Annotated in this window: 18 protein-coding genes and 3 tRNA genes; 7 read left to right on the forward strand and 14 right to left on the reverse strand. The window is 40.5% G+C overall.

All coding sequences use genetic code 11. The annotated features are described in order from the left end of the window. Nucleotides 1-340 precede the first annotated feature (340 nt). Both ACVCDT_RS13065 and ACVCDT_RS13070 read left to right on the forward strand, forming a co-directional pair. Nucleotides 341-790, forward strand: coding sequence for an acyltransferase (locus ACVCDT_RS13065; protein WP_447133232.1), 450 nt, complete (start codon nucleotides 341-343; stop codon nucleotides 788-790). 323 nt (nucleotides 791-1113) lie between these two features. Further along, complete coding sequence (locus ACVCDT_RS13070) at nucleotides 1114-1359, forward strand: hypothetical protein (protein WP_447133233.1); 246 nt, start codon at nucleotides 1114-1116, stop codon at nucleotides 1357-1359. 31 nt (nucleotides 1360-1390) lie between these two features. Here ACVCDT_RS13070 and ACVCDT_RS13075 read toward each other — a convergent pair whose 3' ends face one another. After that, nucleotides 1391-2293: a LysR family transcriptional regulator gene (locus ACVCDT_RS13075; RefSeq protein ID WP_447133234.1), complete on the reverse strand. Its 903-nt coding sequence runs from the start codon at nucleotides 2291-2293 to the stop codon at nucleotides 1391-1393. Nucleotides 2294-2417: 124 nt separating this feature from the next. Between ACVCDT_RS13075 and ACVCDT_RS13080 the strand changes: the two genes are divergently transcribed. The 3 genes from ACVCDT_RS13080 to ACVCDT_RS13090 all read left to right on the forward strand — a co-directional run bounded on the left by ACVCDT_RS13080 (nucleotide 2418) and on the right by ACVCDT_RS13090 (nucleotide 5196). Further along, entirely contained in the window at nucleotides 2418-3128 is a 711-nt protein-coding gene (locus tag ACVCDT_RS13080; protein ID WP_447133235.1) for a CoA transferase subunit A, read from the forward strand. Nucleotides 3129-3137: 9 nt separating this feature from the next. Continuing rightward, the gene (locus ACVCDT_RS13085; RefSeq protein ID WP_447133236.1) at nucleotides 3138-3794 is read left to right on the forward strand and encodes a 3-oxoacid CoA-transferase subunit B; all 657 of its coding nucleotides are present in this window, start codon (nucleotides 3138-3140) and stop codon (nucleotides 3792-3794) included. Nucleotides 3795-3861: 67 nt separating this feature from the next. Continuing rightward, the gene (locus ACVCDT_RS13090; protein WP_447133237.1) at nucleotides 3862-5196 is read left to right on the forward strand and encodes a DEAD/DEAH box helicase; all 1335 of its coding nucleotides are present in this window, start codon (nucleotides 3862-3864) and stop codon (nucleotides 5194-5196) included. Between the two features lie 55 nt (nucleotides 5197-5251). Here ACVCDT_RS13090 and ACVCDT_RS13095 read toward each other — a convergent pair whose 3' ends face one another. From ACVCDT_RS13095 to dnaQ, 8 genes are all read right to left on the reverse strand, one after another. Beyond that, complete coding sequence (locus tag ACVCDT_RS13095) at nucleotides 5252-6487, reverse strand: lipoprotein-releasing ABC transporter permease subunit (RefSeq protein ID WP_447133238.1); 1236 nt, start codon at nucleotides 6485-6487, stop codon at nucleotides 5252-5254. Beyond that, on the reverse strand, nucleotides 6487-7173 hold the full coding sequence (lolD, locus tag ACVCDT_RS13100) for a lipoprotein-releasing ABC transporter ATP-binding protein LolD (protein WP_447133239.1): 687 nt from the start codon (nucleotides 7171-7173) through the stop codon (nucleotides 6487-6489). The genes ACVCDT_RS13095 and lolD overlap by 1 nt, the downstream gene beginning before the upstream one ends. A gap of 21 nt (nucleotides 7174-7194) precedes the next feature. Further along, on the reverse strand, nucleotides 7195-8259 hold the full coding sequence (locus ACVCDT_RS13105; protein WP_447133240.1) for a CNNM domain-containing protein: 1065 nt from the start codon (nucleotides 8257-8259) through the stop codon (nucleotides 7195-7197). Between the two features lie 146 nt (nucleotides 8260-8405). Beyond that, a tRNA-Asp gene (locus ACVCDT_RS13110) sits at nucleotides 8406-8482 on the reverse strand. A 29-nt stretch (nucleotides 8483-8511) separates the two neighbouring features. Next, nucleotides 8512-8588, reverse strand: a tRNA-Asp gene (locus ACVCDT_RS13115). Between the two features lie 29 nt (nucleotides 8589-8617). Next, a tRNA-Asp gene (locus tag ACVCDT_RS13120) sits at nucleotides 8618-8694 on the reverse strand. Between the two features lie 175 nt (nucleotides 8695-8869). Then, nucleotides 8870-10369: a TIGR03503 family protein gene (locus tag ACVCDT_RS13125; RefSeq protein ID WP_447133241.1), complete on the reverse strand. Its 1500-nt coding sequence runs from the start codon at nucleotides 10367-10369 to the stop codon at nucleotides 8870-8872. A gap of 25 nt (nucleotides 10370-10394) precedes the next feature. Next, on the reverse strand, nucleotides 10395-11102 hold the full coding sequence (gene dnaQ, locus ACVCDT_RS13130; RefSeq protein ID WP_447133242.1) for a DNA polymerase III subunit epsilon: 708 nt from the start codon (nucleotides 11100-11102) through the stop codon (nucleotides 10395-10397). Nucleotides 11103-11196: 94 nt separating this feature from the next. Between dnaQ and rnhA the strand changes: the two genes are divergently transcribed. Then, on the forward strand, nucleotides 11197-11658 hold the full coding sequence (rnhA, locus tag ACVCDT_RS13135; RefSeq protein WP_447133243.1) for a ribonuclease HI: 462 nt from the start codon (nucleotides 11197-11199) through the stop codon (nucleotides 11656-11658). Between the two features lie 31 nt (nucleotides 11659-11689). On the opposite strand, the gene ACVCDT_RS13140 is transcribed toward rnhA, so the two are convergent. From ACVCDT_RS13140 to thrS, 5 genes are all read right to left on the reverse strand, one after another. Beyond that, nucleotides 11690-12043 carry a VOC family protein gene (locus tag ACVCDT_RS13140; protein WP_447133244.1) on the reverse strand — a complete coding sequence of 118 codons (354 nt, stop codon included), beginning with the start codon at nucleotides 12041-12043 and terminating at the stop codon, nucleotides 11690-11692. A gap of 232 nt (nucleotides 12044-12275) precedes the next feature. Continuing rightward, nucleotides 12276-12632, reverse strand: coding sequence for a 50S ribosomal protein L20 (gene rplT / locus ACVCDT_RS13145; RefSeq protein WP_447133245.1), 357 nt, complete (start codon nucleotides 12630-12632; stop codon nucleotides 12276-12278). 16 nt (nucleotides 12633-12648) lie between these two features. Beyond that, the gene (rpmI, locus tag ACVCDT_RS13150) at nucleotides 12649-12846 is read right to left on the reverse strand and encodes a 50S ribosomal protein L35 (protein ID WP_133470421.1); all 198 of its coding nucleotides are present in this window, start codon (nucleotides 12844-12846) and stop codon (nucleotides 12649-12651) included. Between the two features lie 116 nt (nucleotides 12847-12962). Further along, a complete protein-coding gene (gene infC, locus ACVCDT_RS13155) occupies nucleotides 12963-13490 on the reverse strand; it encodes a translation initiation factor IF-3 (protein ID WP_447133354.1) in 528 nt (175 codons plus the stop codon). 38 nt (nucleotides 13491-13528) lie between these two features. Continuing rightward, nucleotides 13529-15442, reverse strand: coding sequence for a threonine--tRNA ligase (thrS, locus tag ACVCDT_RS13160; RefSeq protein ID WP_447133246.1), 1914 nt, complete (start codon nucleotides 15440-15442; stop codon nucleotides 13529-13531). Between the two features lie 183 nt (nucleotides 15443-15625). Here thrS and ACVCDT_RS13165 point away from each other — a divergent pair, with 183 nt between their 5' ends. Beyond that, nucleotides 15626-16267: an START domain-containing protein gene (locus ACVCDT_RS13165; RefSeq protein WP_447133247.1), complete on the forward strand. Its 642-nt coding sequence runs from the start codon at nucleotides 15626-15628 to the stop codon at nucleotides 16265-16267. Nucleotides 16268-16317: the final 50 nt, after the last annotated feature.

Here is a 16317-nt window from a genome sequence, read left to right on the forward strand (position 1 = left end):
TAGTTTTTGTGGCTGTAGACAAAAAGTAAGTCGCACAGAAGGGATTCTGTGTGAAAAACATCAAGGATGATGCGCGAAGCGTGCTTTTAAATTTAAGCCAAGCCCAATGACCGCTATCTGCTATTACTCCCCATTCAAAAGGTACTTCAAAAATGCAAAAAGCATTCTTTAACTTTCGCTACTATGACTTCGCATACTATGCCTCTACCCTATTAAAGTATTTAAACGTATGACTACACAAAGTATTACAAGTTTAAACACCTTTTAGCTTATGCAAGCTTTACACAAAGCATTCAGCCAAGGCACTATGAACAAGATGCATTAGTTTTAGAGATTTTTCATGCAAAATTCATTATCACTTTCTCAATACGTAAAAAGGCGAAATGGGGTACCTTTAGGTGCCAGCCATTCTATGAGAAATATGCTTTTACGCGCTTTTGGGGCTAAGTCTTTCCCAATTTTTTGGCATTATTGGAACCCCATATGGAGCTATTATTTATCGCGAAATGTCATGCGTCCTCTAGGTACTTTTTTGCCGCTTCCTGTTGCGATTTTTATGACATTTGTAGTTAGTGGTGCGCTGCACGATCTAGCTGTAACCCTAGTTAAGTGGGAGCTTCTAGTATTTTTCACCCCATGGTTTGCATTAATGGGCTTAATAGTGATTATTTCTAGTAAATTTGGGCTATCTTACCCAGGTTTTACTTGGCCAATACGGGCGTTAATTAATAGCTTTTTTATTTTGAGCACTTTAGGTTTCACTTATTATTTAGAATACTTGTACACTTAGTTATCAAGCCAATAGCATTAAAATTATTGGCCCAAAAAGCCTATTAAAAAACCCAGTGCCTTTTATATTTAGTTACGCCATTAAATGCTATTTGTTGCAATTAAGAGTCTAGCCATTCATGGTAGTGAGAGTTTGATAAGACACTGTTTTGCTAAAGAACATTTAGCTGTTGTAGCGCTAGCCTTTTTAGATTGACTTAGGTTTAGCTGAATTGCACTATATTTACCTTATGCTCGCCAAAGAAATAACCCATGACAACTAACCATCCATATCGTCTAGCTTTATTTACTATTCTGAGCGTCCTTTGTTTGCTAGCAATAATTGTGTATGCATTTATTTGGGAAAGCGCCAGAAAGGAAGTATTTTACCTTTGTGGAAACTTCTCATCTGGAGTCAAGCAGGCTTCGGTAATCAAACAATTAGATACCGCCAATCTCGCTGAGTATTCACAGCAAAGTACAGAAACCGGCTCCATTATTACCTTTAGTAGCAAATTTAATGTTAATCTTTTTCAATGCGTTATTGAACTAGATACAAATAACCAAGTGGTACAAGCTACATACCTATAACCAACACAAGTTACTCGGCATAAAGCCTATATCAAACCTGATTTGTGGCAATATTGTCTACCGCCCAATCCCAAAACGACTTAGCCACTGAAGATAAATTTTCGCCCTTTTGTTTGATCATACCTACACGTTTAGACAAAGCACTGTGCTGTATTTCTAAACATACTAAGCCTTTATTCTGCATTTGTTCTTGGCACAAAAAGGGCACCACAGACACACCTAAGCCGTGCTTTACAAATTGTCCTAATGTAGCCAATTGACTGGCCTCTACTACTACATCTAAGTTCAAGGCATTTTGTTCTGTGTAGTTGTCTATCCAATGCCTTATGCCCGAGCCTTTATTCATAGCCACAAAGGGATAGTTCGACAACTCAGCCCAACTCACCTGACTGTTTTTATTTAAAGGATGCTCAGGTGGCAGCACTGCAATAAAATTGTCAGTAAAAATCGGATAGAACTCTAGCCCTTCAAGATGCTCGTTTTCAAATGAAAATCCAATCTCCGCTCTACCCGCTTGCACGGCTTTGATTACAGACTCCATCACTACATCGTTGACCGATAATTTAATATTCGGATAAGCAGATTTATATCTCTGTAAAATTCCAGGAAGCCCACCAGAGGCGAATGATGGCATAGCCGCGATTGACAGCTTTCCGCGGCCTAAAGAAAACAAGTTGTGTAAATCGGCAAAGGCTTCTTGCCAATCAGCAATTAAGCGCTCGGCAACAGGCAAAAACTGTTGCCCTTCTGGGCTTAATTCCACTTTACGGGTAGTACGCGAAAACAAACTCCCCCCCAATTGCATCTCCATCTTTTTTAGCGCTGAAGATAAAGCCGGTTGCGACAAGCACATTTTATCGGCTGCCTGAGCAAAGGTGTGCGACTGGGCAATACAAACAAATATCTGCAACTGTTTATAGGTAATATTTGGCATAGAAGGGCTCAAGCTAAGATTATCAATTGATAAATTAAACTTATTAAAGTTGATATTAAATTAATTTTACTATTTATCTCTATCTTTTACACTCAAGTTGTTTAATTAAAAATGAGAGCAAAATATGGCAGGGTTTAATAAGGTTGTAGATAGCTACGAAGCCGCAATGGCTGGGCTAGAAGATAATATGACAGTAATAGCCGGTGGTTTTGGTTTGTGTGGCATTCCTGAAGGATTGATTGCACAAATGAAAAAGATGCAGGTTAAAGGCTTAACTGTTGTGTCAAATAACTGTGGCGTAGATGGTTTTGGTTTAGGTCTATTGCTAGAAGACAAACAAATTAAAAAAATGGTGTCTTCTTATGTGGGCGAAAATGCACTTTTTGAACAACAACTGTTAAATGGTGAACTTGAAGTTGAACTCACGCCTCAAGGTACATTAGCCGAAAAAATGCGTGCTGGCGGTGCCGGTATTCCAGCGTTTTACACAGCAACGGGTTACGGTACTCCAGTCGGTGAAGGCAAAGAATCAAGAGAATTTAATGGCCGTAATTACATCTTAGAAGAGTCTATTACCGGTGATTTTGCCATAGTTAAAGCCTATAAAGCAGACAGGTACGGCAACTGTATATATCGTCATACTTCGCAAAACTTTAATCCTATGGCCGCCACTGCCGGTAAAATTACGGTACTTGAAGTCGAAGAGTTAGTTGAGCCAGGTGAATTAGCACCAAGTGAAATTCATACTCCAGGCATTTATGTCGATCGCGTTATTGTAGGTAGTTTTGAAAAACGCATCGAACGTAAAATTCTTTCAACCGCAACCAATCAATAGGCCATAAATATGTCATTAAGCAGAGAACAAATTGCCATGCGTGTGGCACAAGAATTTGGTGATGGACACTATATTAATTTAGGTATTGGCATCCCTACCCTAGCGGCCAATTATGTGGCTGACGATATTGAAGTTATGCTGCAATCTGAAAACGGCTTGTTAGGCATGGGGCCTTATCCCACTGAAGATCAACTTGATGCAGATATGATTAATGCGGGTAAAGAAACCGTTACCGCTGCAACAGGTGCATCGATTTTTAGTTCGGCCGAAAGCTTTGCCATGATCCGTGGTGGACACGTAGATCTAACCGTTTTAGGCGCTTTCGAAGTAGATTGCCAGGGGAATATTGCCTCTTGGATGATCCCGGGCAAACTAATTAAAGGTATGGGCGGAGCCATGGACTTAGTGGCGGGCGCACAAAATATTATTGTGACTATGACTCACGCAGATAAACACGGTAATTCTAAATTATTAGAAGCCTGTACTTTACCATTAACCGGGGTAAATTGTATTAACCGCATTATCACTGACTTGGCTGTGTTAGAAGTAAAAGACGGCGCATTTCATTTGGTAGAGCGCGCCCCTGGGGTATCGGTTGAAGAAATTAAAGCCAAAACCGCGGGTAAATTAATAGTGCCAGATAATGTTCCTGAAATGTTAGTGTGAAATAAACCCACAAAATTTGGTTAGCCCTTGTATAATTGCATCAATACCTAACTTGAGAATACCGTTTTTGCAATTTAACGAACTACCCTTACATCACAATTTATTAAAAGCCCTTGAAGTTAAAGGGCTTTCTTCTCCTACCAAAATTCAAAGTCAAGCCATTCCCTATGGCCTGCTAGGTAAAGATTTGATCGCGTCATCTAAAACTGGCTCGGGTAAAACTTTAGCCTTTTTATTGCCTGCTGTGCATAGAGTATTAACTAAACAGCCTTTAAGTCGGCGTGATCCACGCGTTTTAATTTTGGCGCCAACCCGTGAATTGGCAAAACAAGTATTTTTGCAACTTAAGTGGTTAATTGCCAAACAACCACTTAAAGCGGCCTTAATCCTAGGTGGTGAAAACTTTAACGATCAAGTAAAAACCTTAAAACATCACCCGCAATTTATAGTGGGAACAGCCGGCCGAGTTGCCGATCATTTAGCTGGAAAGTCGTTATTTTTAAATGGTCTAGAGTTGCTTATTTTAGACGAAGCCGACCGCATGTTAGATTTGGGTTTTGCTTCTCAGTTGCGTTTAATTAATCAGGCAGCTGATCATCGTAAACGTCAATCTATGATGTTTTCGGCTACCTTAGACAGTGCAGAATTACATCAGTTAACCCAAACCCTGTTAAAAAGCCCACAACGTATCAGTGTTGGCTCGTCCAGTGAAGAACATAAAGATATTCAACAAACCTTTTATCTTGCTGACAATGTGAGTCACAAAGAAGCTTTGTTAAGCCACATAATCAATGCCCAAGAATATCGTCAAATCATTGTTTTTACTGCCACTCGGGTAGATACCCAAAGGCTAACTGGTTTGTTATGTGAGCAAGGTCAGCATGCTGTAGCCTTAAGTGGTGATTTAACCCAAGGTCAACGTAACAACATTATGAGCGAGTTTGGTCGTGGACAACACCATATTCTGGTTACCACAGACATTGCTTCTCGTGGTTTAGACTTATTAAATGTATCTTTAGTAGTGAATTTTGATCTGCCCAAGTTGGCCGACGAATACGTACACAGAGTAGGACGTACAGGTCGAGCTGGCAACAAAGGCCAAGCGGTGTCTTTTGTTGGACCTAAAGATTGGTTTAGTTTTGTGGCCATAAAGGCGTTCTTGCAGCAGCAAATCGAATTTAGTCAAATAGCAGAGCTGCCAGCTAAATTTACTGGCCTAAAGCCTGCTAAAGCCAAAAACATCACAGCTAAAAAGACCAACAATAAAAAGGTCACTAAAGCCAACAAAACCCAAAGTGCACCAAAACGGGTAAATGCTATGCAGGGTAAAGATGTTGGAGATTTACCTTTAAAACGTAAGCCACGAGCCAAGCTGCCACTAGACGACAACCAACAAGACTAAAAATTTATCTAGCAAGCCATAGCCAGTTTAATCAGCGCTATGGCTTTGTTTTAGGTTAATGACCTAACACTTGAGCTGGGTTTACTCTCGCTGCTTTCACCGCTGGATAAAGGGTTGCCAATACGCTTAAACATATGGCAATTAGGCCAGTAATATACACTTCGTGCCAGTTTAATTGCGAAGGTAAAAAGTCTATAAAATAAACGTCCCCCGACAAAAACTTCACATTCAGCAAAGACTCAAAGAAATAGGCAATATCGGCCAAATTAAGCGCCATAATCACCCCTAAACTGACACCAATTAAAGTGCCTATTAACCCATTAAAAGTGCCTTGTAGCATAAACACCCCAATAATTAATCCATTGGTTGCACCCATGCTTTTTAACATAGCAATTTCGCTTTGTTTTTCGTTAACCGCCATCACTAAGGTCGAAACTATATTAAAACACGCTACCCCAATCACTAAAATTAAAGCGATATACACCACAGCACGGACTAATTGTATATCTTGATATAAGTTGCCGTTTTGACGGGTCCAATCTGACATAAAAACTTCGGGGGTAAGTGCAAAGCCTATTTCTCGGGTTAGCTCAGGTGCACTAAAGGCATCCTTAAAACGTAGCCTTATACCTTGGGCGCCAAAATCAATATTTTGCGCTTGAGCGGCTAAAGCCATATGCATATAGCCAAGATGATTACTTAATTCACCAGCTAAATCTAGGGCAGCCACCACCTCAACTGTAATAGTGACAGGAGCAGCCAAACTTAGGTCTTGGGTGAGTTGAGGTAACAATAGCTGTACTTTGTCGCCTGGCGTCAAGCCTAGCTTAGTTAATACCCCTTTGCCTAAGATCACTCCATTAGGTTTATCTTTAAACTGCTGCCACACTGCTGGGCTAATCAAACTGGGTAAAATGCCCTGCTCGGCATATTTCAGATCAATACCTGTCATTTCCACCGCTTTCATCACATTGCCTTTTTGCAACATGCCAGTGCCTTGTACATAAGGCTCTACAAAGCTAACTTGTGGATGGCTTTTGAGTTGCTGTACTTCTGCTGGCCAGTTTTCAATGCCGCTAGCATACACAGACTTAAATTCAGCATGGGGAATAACCGCTAATAGTTTGTCTTTTAGCTCACGTTCAAAGCCATTCATCACTGACAACAACAAAATTAATACTAAGCAACCTAAACCTATGCCAAAAGTAGAAGAAGCTGAGATAAAGGAGATAAAACCACTTTGACGCTTATCTGAACGAAAACGCCAAGCCAGTAGACTCATTAGGTACATTAACTTTGCCCTGTTTCTATGAGCTGACCATCAACTAAATTTAATGATCTGTCTAAGCGTTTGGCTAATTCTCTATCATGGGTGACCACCACAAAACTGGTGTGCAACTGTTCTCTTAAGTCACTTAATAATTGATAAATACTTTCTCCGGTTTTTTGATCTAAATTACCGGTTGGCTCGTCAGCCAAAATTAACTTAGGCTCAGTGACCAAAGCCCTGGCAATAGCCACTCTTTGCCTTTCTCCTCCAGATAACTCTGATGGTTTATGCTCTTGCCTATGGGCCAAACCAACTTTATCTAACATCTCTAAAGCTAAGGCTTTAGCTTGCTTAGTCGCTAACTTAGCAATCATTAGCGGCATAGCGACATTTTCTAAGGCACTAAACTCAGGCAATAAATGATGAAATTGATAAACAAAACCTAAAGATTGGTTACGAAATTGCGCTTGTTGATCGCTTGAAAAACTAAAGATATCTTGTTGCTCAAACAATACCTTGCCTGCGCTAGGCTGATCTAAGGCGCCTAATATATGTAATAAAGTACTTTTGCCTGAGCCCGAACTGCCCACTATGGCCACTTGCTCTGCTTTGTTAATACTAAAGCTAATGTCTTTTAAAACTTCTACGCTATTTTTACCGTCACTATAGGTTTTTGATAAATTCACGCATTTTAATAATTCACTCATCCTAGGTGTTTGCCTTAGTCACTACTCGGTGATATTGGGAGTTTGATTTTTAAGCCGCTTTTTCTCACGTCTTTTGGCCATAATATGAGCTAATTTACGCATACTCACTACTTGATCACTTTCATCAATAATATCAATACCAAAAAGGCTCTCTACTAGGTCTTCTACCGTCAATATGCCCTCTATGCCACCATACTCATCCACAATCAATAACATATTGCCTCGTTGTGAATGCAGTGGCTTAAACGCTTTGGCTAAAGGCATAGAGCTTAAAATTGTCACCATGTCTCGATGAAACTCTTTTAATTGCTTTTCTCCGGCGCCGCGGGCATGGGCGATTAAAATGTCGGTTTTTAATACATAACCACTGATTTTTTCTGGATCCAGATCTTCGTAAATAGGAATACGTGAAAAGGTTACTTCTGCATGGCTAGTGACAAAATCAGCGACTGTCATGCTATCTGGCACCGAAAACACCACAGTTCTGTGAGTCATAGCTTGTTTAACCTGAATTTGCTGTAGATTTAACAAATTCTGCATCACAGTGGCTTCTTGACTAACAATATGCCCTTCTTCAAGAGATAAGGTGGCCATGGCCGATAATTCATCACGGTTTAAGCCTTTAAGAGGCGATTCATCGTGCATGTTAACGGTAATTTTATGAGCCATTTTAACTAAGGGCCAAAGTATAATAATGAGGTACTTTAAAAAATACGCAGTAGCGGGAGCCAGTTTACGCCAGTAAGTTGCACCTAGTGTTTTGGGAATGATTTCTGAAAAAACTAAAATCAGTAAAGTTAAAATTGCAGAGGCTATACCCAAATAAGCATCACCAAAAACCACTGCTGCCTGTGCACCTGCCCCAGCCGCCCCCATAGTATGGGCAATAGTATTTAAGCTTAAGATTGCTGCTAAGGGTTGGTTAATATCAGAAACTTGCTCTCGCAGTAATTTACCCGAAGGTTTACCGCTACTCTCTAATACCGAAATATAAGCAGAAGACACACTCAAAATAACCGCTTCGGCTATTGAACAAATAAACGAAAAACCAAGCGCTACAAAAATATAAATTAATAACAAAATCATTCAGGTTTGAACTCGAAAAATAGTATCTTTGATATGAAGCTTATGAATTTAACTTAGCTTAACAAAACATTTGGCTGAAACGTAGAGAATAAAAGAGATTTATTAATGCATGAAAAAGATGGGATGCCACAGACTGTGCAATTTAATGGCGGAGTGGACGGGACTCGAACCCGCGACCCCCGGCGTGACAGGCCGGTATTCTAACCAACTGAACTACCACTCCGCATATAAATCGCTATTTTGTTTTGATGTTGGCGGAGTGGACGGGACTCGAACCCGCGACCCCCGGCGTGACAGGCCGGTATTCTAACCAACTGAACTACCACTCCAGCCGTAATCAAAACTGACATATTAAAGTTGGCGGAGTGGACGGGACTCGAACCCGCGACCCCCGGCGTGACAGGCCGGTATTCTAACCAACTGAACTACCACTCCACAATCTTTAATAATATCAAACAGTTAGGTTGCAAAGTAGATATACCCGCTCCCAACTGCGGCGCAGATAATACGGCTTCACATACTAGTAGTCAACTGCTTTTTAGTAGGAATTTAGCTAATTCTGCTCGATCGACGATGTATTAAACAAATTGACTGTAATAACAGCAATTCATTACTCTTTTGGAACACTAAGCTCTTTGAATTCAGCTTCTGGTTTTGGCTTGTTATCCGGTGCTTTGGGCTCTGCAACTTGTTTAGCTTTAGATTTAAACATTTTAGCGAAAAAGCCAGGGGCTTTTTCAGTGGCTGACGATTGATTATTACTGTCATTAGAGGCAGTTAATGGCTTTGGTTTTGCCACACTGCCTTTATTTGCTTTAGTCATCCACCAAATAAGGCCGCCGCCAACAATTAATATAATTAAATTAATGCTGACTATTATGCCAATTAAGGTAGAAGTGGCCATTATTTCTTCTTCTACTTGGGCAACTGCATCTACACCAGAGGTTAAATCATTGGTTGATGTGTTTGAACCTTCTTTAGTGCTATTGACGTTTTGTATGGGCGCTATGGGCTCTTCTGCTAAAAAGCTGTATTCAGGCACATCAAGAATAAATTCTCGGCCATCTAAAGTATTGCCATAGGCGGTTAACTTCACTCTGTATACGCCATAGTCGTAATTAACTATTAAATACTCGCGTACATCAGTAGACATGTCTGTAATTGAAAAATTTTGAATATCGCCATTTGGAAAACGTACTTTGCCATCTATTAACAAAGTCGACATATCAACGTGATTACGCTCGGCATCTACCTTAAGCTTGTGATAGCCGTCGCCGTCATCTGCTAACTCCACATCAATTAAAATAGGATTAGGCAATAACATAATAGTGGGATCAACTTGCTCACGGCTAAACATAGGGGTATGCACAGAAAAAGTCGGGATCCATTCACCATCGGCAATGGCTAAGTTAAATTGCCCAGTAAATACACCATCTAATGGTACTTCGTCCATACCTTTGCCATTGTCTTCAAAGGTTGCCACAACCTGAGCATTGGCACCAAAATTGTTATAGTTTGGATTATTAGTGCTCGATAAAGTCACATTAACTTCTACTACATCCCTAAACTCACGATAATTAATAGGTTTACCTGCATTAGTTAAATAAGCGGTGAGTTTAAGTATTTCGCCAGAAAAAATGGTGCTCGGCAAAGGGTCTGCATGCAGCGCTAGTTCGCTTATTACCATCACTCGGCTATTAGGAATGATTTGCCCCACAGCTTGCCAAGGACCTGGCGTGGGATTTTTTATGCTAACCATGTCGTAGGTTGAGGTGTCAAACCAAAACACAGTTTCGCCATCGGCACTATCTTGATAAATTTTGGAGCCATCTGGTCGTACTAACACAATAGGCGCCGAACCAAACTCACGAAAAAACACCATAGTGATTTCTTCAACTGCATAATCGATTCTAAAGCGATTTTGTAATAGTTCTATGCTGTTATGGTATTTAGAGCCTAACTGCCTGATGGGAGAGTCTGGATCGACTTGGCTAGCATCTGGAATCGCCAAGTTAGAGGTGCTTGATGTTTGTGCCGTCACCGATAAGTGGCAACACAACATTAACCAAGCAAAAGCGTAAGCTAGCGCTGATCCAGATAATTTAGACATATTTTACTTAAACCACCCTCTTAAGTTACTGACGCCACAAACAACTGCCGCCTTTTTCAGCAACTAAATCTAAACGACTTTCATGCTGTGTTAATTCATCGGCCGTAGCCCTAACAACCTTTAACGGTTTTCGGTCAGCACTTAAACGACGAATCACCTCTTTTTGCACTCCGCCTTCACCACTCGCTTTACCGCTTAGGTTTAAATCAGTTTGCCCACCTGTCATCATTAAATAAACATCGGCGAGAATTTCTGAATCGAGTAACGCGCCGTGCTTTTCGCGATGAGAGTTATCTATGGCATAACGTTTACATAAGGCATCTAGATTATTCTTTTGGCCAGGATGAATTTGCCTAGCTAGATCTAAGGTATCAAGCACGCTACAAATTTCTGAGGTTTTAGCAATAGGAAAACCAGGCAACTTGCCAAATTCACTATCCATAAAGCCAATATCAAATGGCGCATTATGAATAACTAACTGGGCCCCACGAATAAAATCGATAAAATCATGAGCAATGTCTTTAAAATAAGGCTTATCGGCAAGGTACTCATTGGTAATACCGTGTACTTCTATGGCTTCTTGCTCTACTAAACGTTGCGGATTGATATACACATGGTAAGTGTTGCCGGTAAGTTTGCGGTTTAGCAGCTCTACACAGCCAATTTCAATGATCCTATGCCCCTGCTTGGGATCTAAGCCGGTGGTTTCTGTATCTAAAACTATTTGACGCATCGCACACTCTTAATAATGTTAGTAATATTATTTCAGGATATTATACTGCGCTGAATTATAAAATCCTGACTAATATGCGTTAAATAAGGTTGATATGAAACAAGTAGAAATTTTTACCGATGGTTCTTGTCTAGGAAACCCAGGACCAGGTGGATATGGTGCAGTATTAAAGTTTGATAAACACCGTAAAGAATTAAGCCAAGGATTTAAGCATACCACTAACAATCGTATGGAATTACTTGCCACAATTGAAGCACTGGCAACCCTAACCGAAAGTTGTGCGGTTAACCTAACCACAGATAGTCAATACGTTAAAAATGGCATTAACCAATGGATTAAAAATTGGCGTAAAAACGGCTGGCGCACCTCAGATAAAAAACCAGTTAAAAATGTGGATTTATGGAAACGATTAGATGAGCAAGTCAACCGCCACAATGTCAGTTGGTTTTGGGTCAAAGGGCATTCTGGCCACCCCGAAAACGAAGCTTGTGATCAACTTGCCCGTCAAGCTGCAGAAGGCCAGAACCTATTAGAAGATACGGGGTTTAATGGCTAAACTAATTATTTTGGAGATAAGTAACTAGCAGTTACTTATCACTCCAAACGGCATATTCGTTATCGTTACCGTCACAAAAATGAAACCTTTTACCGCCAGGAAATTCAAACGTTGGGGTTTTAATGTAACCGCCAGCCTCTTCTATTTTAGCTTGAGTTTCTGCTAAGTTATCGCTGTATAGCACCACCAAAACACTGCCATTGTCTGCATTAACATTGTGTTCTGAAACAAATAAGCCACCGTCTATGCCTGCTCCTACTATGCCGGCATAATCATCACCATAATCGACAAAATCCCATGCAAACACGCGGTTAAAAAACGCTTTACTCGATGCCAACGCTTTGACCGGAATTTCAATATAGTTAATTTTATGATGCTGAGTCATCATCTACTCCAAAAACTTAAAGCCATATGTTAACAAGTTGTTAGCTATGAATGACATAAAAATATCTACAACTTAGCTATGCTTGATGCTTTTATAACCAAAGTAAATGACAAAGGAATGTTTTGCGTAAAATTATCTGGAGGTTGGGCTTAAGGAAAATCTGCCACAAAGAAAAACGGCGAGCATCATGCTCGCCGTTTCCTGAAAGAACTTAAACTTAATTGTTAAAAAATTAAGCTAATGCACCTTTAGCAGCATTTACTAATGCGCTAAATGCGTTTTTATCATGTACCGCAATATCGGCTAAAATCTTACGATCGATTTCAACAGAGGCTTTTTTCAAACCATTGATGAAACGGCTGTAAGACATGCCATTTTGACGCGCGGCAGCGTTAATACGTGCAATCCACAATTGACGGAATTGACGCTTACGTTGACGACGGTCACGGTATGCATATTGACCAGCTTTAGTTACTGCTTGTACAGCAACGCGATAAACTCGACTACGAGCTCCATAATAACCTTTGGCTTGCTTTAGTACCTTTTTGTGACGGGCACGTGCAACAACACCACGTTTTACTCTTGCCATTCTCTAGTCTCCTGTCTTAAACGTAAGGTAACATGCGTTGGATTAACGCAGTGTCAGCCACATGGGCTAGTTTTTTGCCACGTAAGTGACGTTTACGCTTAGAACTCTTCTTAGTCAAAATGTGACGTAAGTGAGACTGTTTACTTTTGAAACGACCAGAAGCGGTTTTTCTAAAACGCTTGGCTGCTCCACTGTTGGATTTCATTTTAGGCATTGCTAAAACTCCGCATTGTTAATGACTTATCGTTTTGCAGAAACTCAAAGTCTAAGTTACATATTTAGCAGCAAGGTGAGAATGGGGGCAGAATCCATACTACTTGTAGACCTTAACTACTTCTTAATTGGGGCAAGTACCATGATCATCTGACGACCCTCTACCCTATTAGGGAAAGATTCGCAGTTGGCAATGTCTTCTAAATCTGTGCGAACACGTTTTAGTTGTTCAATGCCTATCTCTTGGTGTGCCATTTCACGTCCGCGGAAACGGATCGTTACTTTGGCCTTGTCACCCGCTTCTAGAAAGCGACGCAGGTTGCGCAGTTTTACCTGGTAATCGCCTTCATCAGTGCCAGGGCGAAATTTAATCTCCTTGACCTGAATTTGCTTTTGCTTTTTCTTTTGCTCTTTAAGTGTCTTGCTTTTTTCAAACAAGAACTTACCGTAATCCATTACCTTACATACTGGCGGCTCAGCATTAGGGCTAATTTCAACCAAATCTAAATTTGCTTGCTCAGCAGTATTCATCGCTTCAGCTAAAGATACTATTCCTAACTGTTCGCCGTCTTTACCTACTAAACGTACTTCATTTACCGTAATTTCTTCGTTGATCCGAGCTTTATTCGAATCTTTAGCCTTAATGTTAGCGCCTTTAATATGTTAATCCTCCAAAAAATTAATCAAAGTTGTTTGCTGTCGACTTCTGATTGGGCCAATTGAATAAATTCGTCAACTGACATTTTTCCAAGGTCATCACCTTTACGCGAACGTACAGCAATTTCCCCAGCTTCCATTTCTTTATCGCCAACAACAAGCAAATATGGGACACGCCTTAGCGTGTGCTCGCGGATTTTAAAGCCTATCTTCTCATTTCTCAAGTCAGACTTTGCTCTAAATCCACTTTCTTTTAGTTTTTCTACTACTTTTTGCGAATAATCGGCCTGTTTGTCGGTAATATTCATCACAACGGCTTGAGTTGGAGCCAACCAAAGTGGAAACAGTCCAGAATATTCTTCTATCAAAATACCAATAAAACGCTCTAGCGATCCTAAAATGGCTCTGTGGATCATCACTGGTACTTTTCTTTCGCCATCTTCAGCCACATAAGTTGAACCTAAACGGCCTGGCATAGAAAAATCTAATTGCACTGTACCGCATTGCCAAGCGCGGTCTAAACAATCGTGCAAGGTAAATTCAATTTTAGGGCCATAAAACGCCCCTTCACCCGGCAAGTATTGAAACTCAATACCTTTAGAAGTTAATGCTTCAGCCAGTTCTTTTTCGGCTTTATCCCACATTTCTTCACTGCCTACGCGTTTTTCTGGGCGTGTAGATAGTTTGACTGAAATGTTTTCGAAACCAAAAATTTTGTAAATTTCGTATACAGAATCAATACAGCCGCCCACTTCAGACAATATTTGCTCTTCGGTACAGAAGATGTGTGCATCGTCTTGGGTAAAACCACGTACGCGCATTAGTCCATGTAGCGCGCCAGAAGGTTCGTTTCTGTGGCAACATCCAAATTCAGCCATACGCAAAGGCAAATCGCGATATGACTTTAAGCCTTGGTTAAATATCTGTACGTGGCCAGGACAGTTCATTGGCTTAATGGCATATTCACGCTTTTCAGATTCAGTGGTAAACATGTTTTCTGCATATTTATCCCAATGACCTGATTTTTCCCATAAGCTTCTGTCCATCATTAACGGCGCTTTAACTTCTTGATAGTCGTATTCACGCAACTTACTACGAACAAAAGATTCTAATTCGGTATAAATGCTCCAACCATCGTTATGCCAAAACACCATGCCTGGCGCTTCTTCTTGCCAATGAAATAAATCTAAGGCTTTACCGATTTTACGGTGGTCACGTTTTTCTGCTTCTTCTAAACGGTTTAAATAGGCTTTTAATTGTTTTTTATCAGCCCAAGCTGTGCCATAAATGCGTTGCAACATTTTGTTGTCACTGTCGCCACGCCAATACGCCCCTGCCACTTTCATTAATTTAAAATGCTGACAAAAACGCATATTAGGTACATGCGGGCCACGACACATATCAATGTATTCTTGGTGATGATACAAACCAGGCTGATCATCTTTGGCGATATTCTCATCCAAAATTTGGACTTTGTAAGTTTCACCACGTGCTTCGAAGGTGTCTCTGGCTTCTTGCCAGCTCACCACTTTTTTTACTACGTCGTAATTAGTCTTAGCCAATTCCAACATACGTTTTTCAATTTTAACTAGGTCGTCTTCGTTTAACGAATGCTCCATGTCGATATCGTAATAGAAGCCATTATCGATTGTGGGGCCAATGGCCATTTTTACATCTGGGTATAATTGTTTAATGGCGTGACCAATTAAATGCGCACAAGAATGGCGGATTATCTCAAGTCCATCTTCGTCTTTGGCGGTAATAATTTGCAACTGGGCGTCGTGCTCTATTAAGTCATGGGCATCAACACGCTTTCCGTCCACTTTGCCAGCTATGGTGGCTTTAGCTAAACCTGGGCCGATATCACTGGCCACATCAAATACAGAAACAGCTTGGTCGAATTGACGTTTGCTACCATCGGGAAGAGTTATTACTGGCATATCAAAATCCTTATGCAGTGGTGACACCTACCAAGCGCCACATGCGAATGTTTAGTTTCGGCTTGGCTTACGCTACTACCGATAAAGAAAAAATAAAAAACACCCAAAAAAGGGTGCTTAAAAAAAGACGAGCTCTGCTACTATCAGAGCAATGGCGGCATTATAACGAGATAAGGATTGCTGATGCAATGCTGTAAACTAAAAACCCTGATTTACCTAACGATTCTATTAGGCTCACTATGTTTAAACCAAGTGGATGCACAAGAGTGGAAACTCGAAAAACAAAAGGGCCAAGTACAGATTTATAGTCAACAAACTGAATCTGGATATAAAAATGTATTAGCAAAAACCACAGTTAAGGCCCCTGCTAAAGCTTTGGTGGCTTTATTAGACGACATTAGCGCAGGTCCAGATTGGATCCACAACTGTTTGGGCATAAAACTAATTGAACAGCTTTCAACATCAGAGAAACTTATGCAAACATTTTTCTCTGCTCCATGGCCGGTTAAAAATCGTGACATGGTGACATTGTCTCATACTCAATATTTAGACGATAAAATTCAGATAACCATTACAGACAAAAGCACCCATATAGAACCACACAAAAAGTACGTTCGCATGCACAGTGTCATGGGAGTCTGGCAAGCTCAAGTAAATGCCCAAGGTTTAACCGAGATCACTTACCAAGGAGGAGGCAATCCTGGAGGCAATTTGCCCACCTTTTTAGCTAACAAAGAAGTTATTACGTCCTTTTACCATACCTTTATCAATTTAACTCAGATCATACTGGCGGCTAAGTACCAGCCAACAGAAATTACAAATTGATATAAAAACTAAATGTTAATAGCGTAATCAACCTTCATATATCCTGTCTT

This window comes from Paraglaciecola aestuariivivens (genome assembly GCF_052983255.1).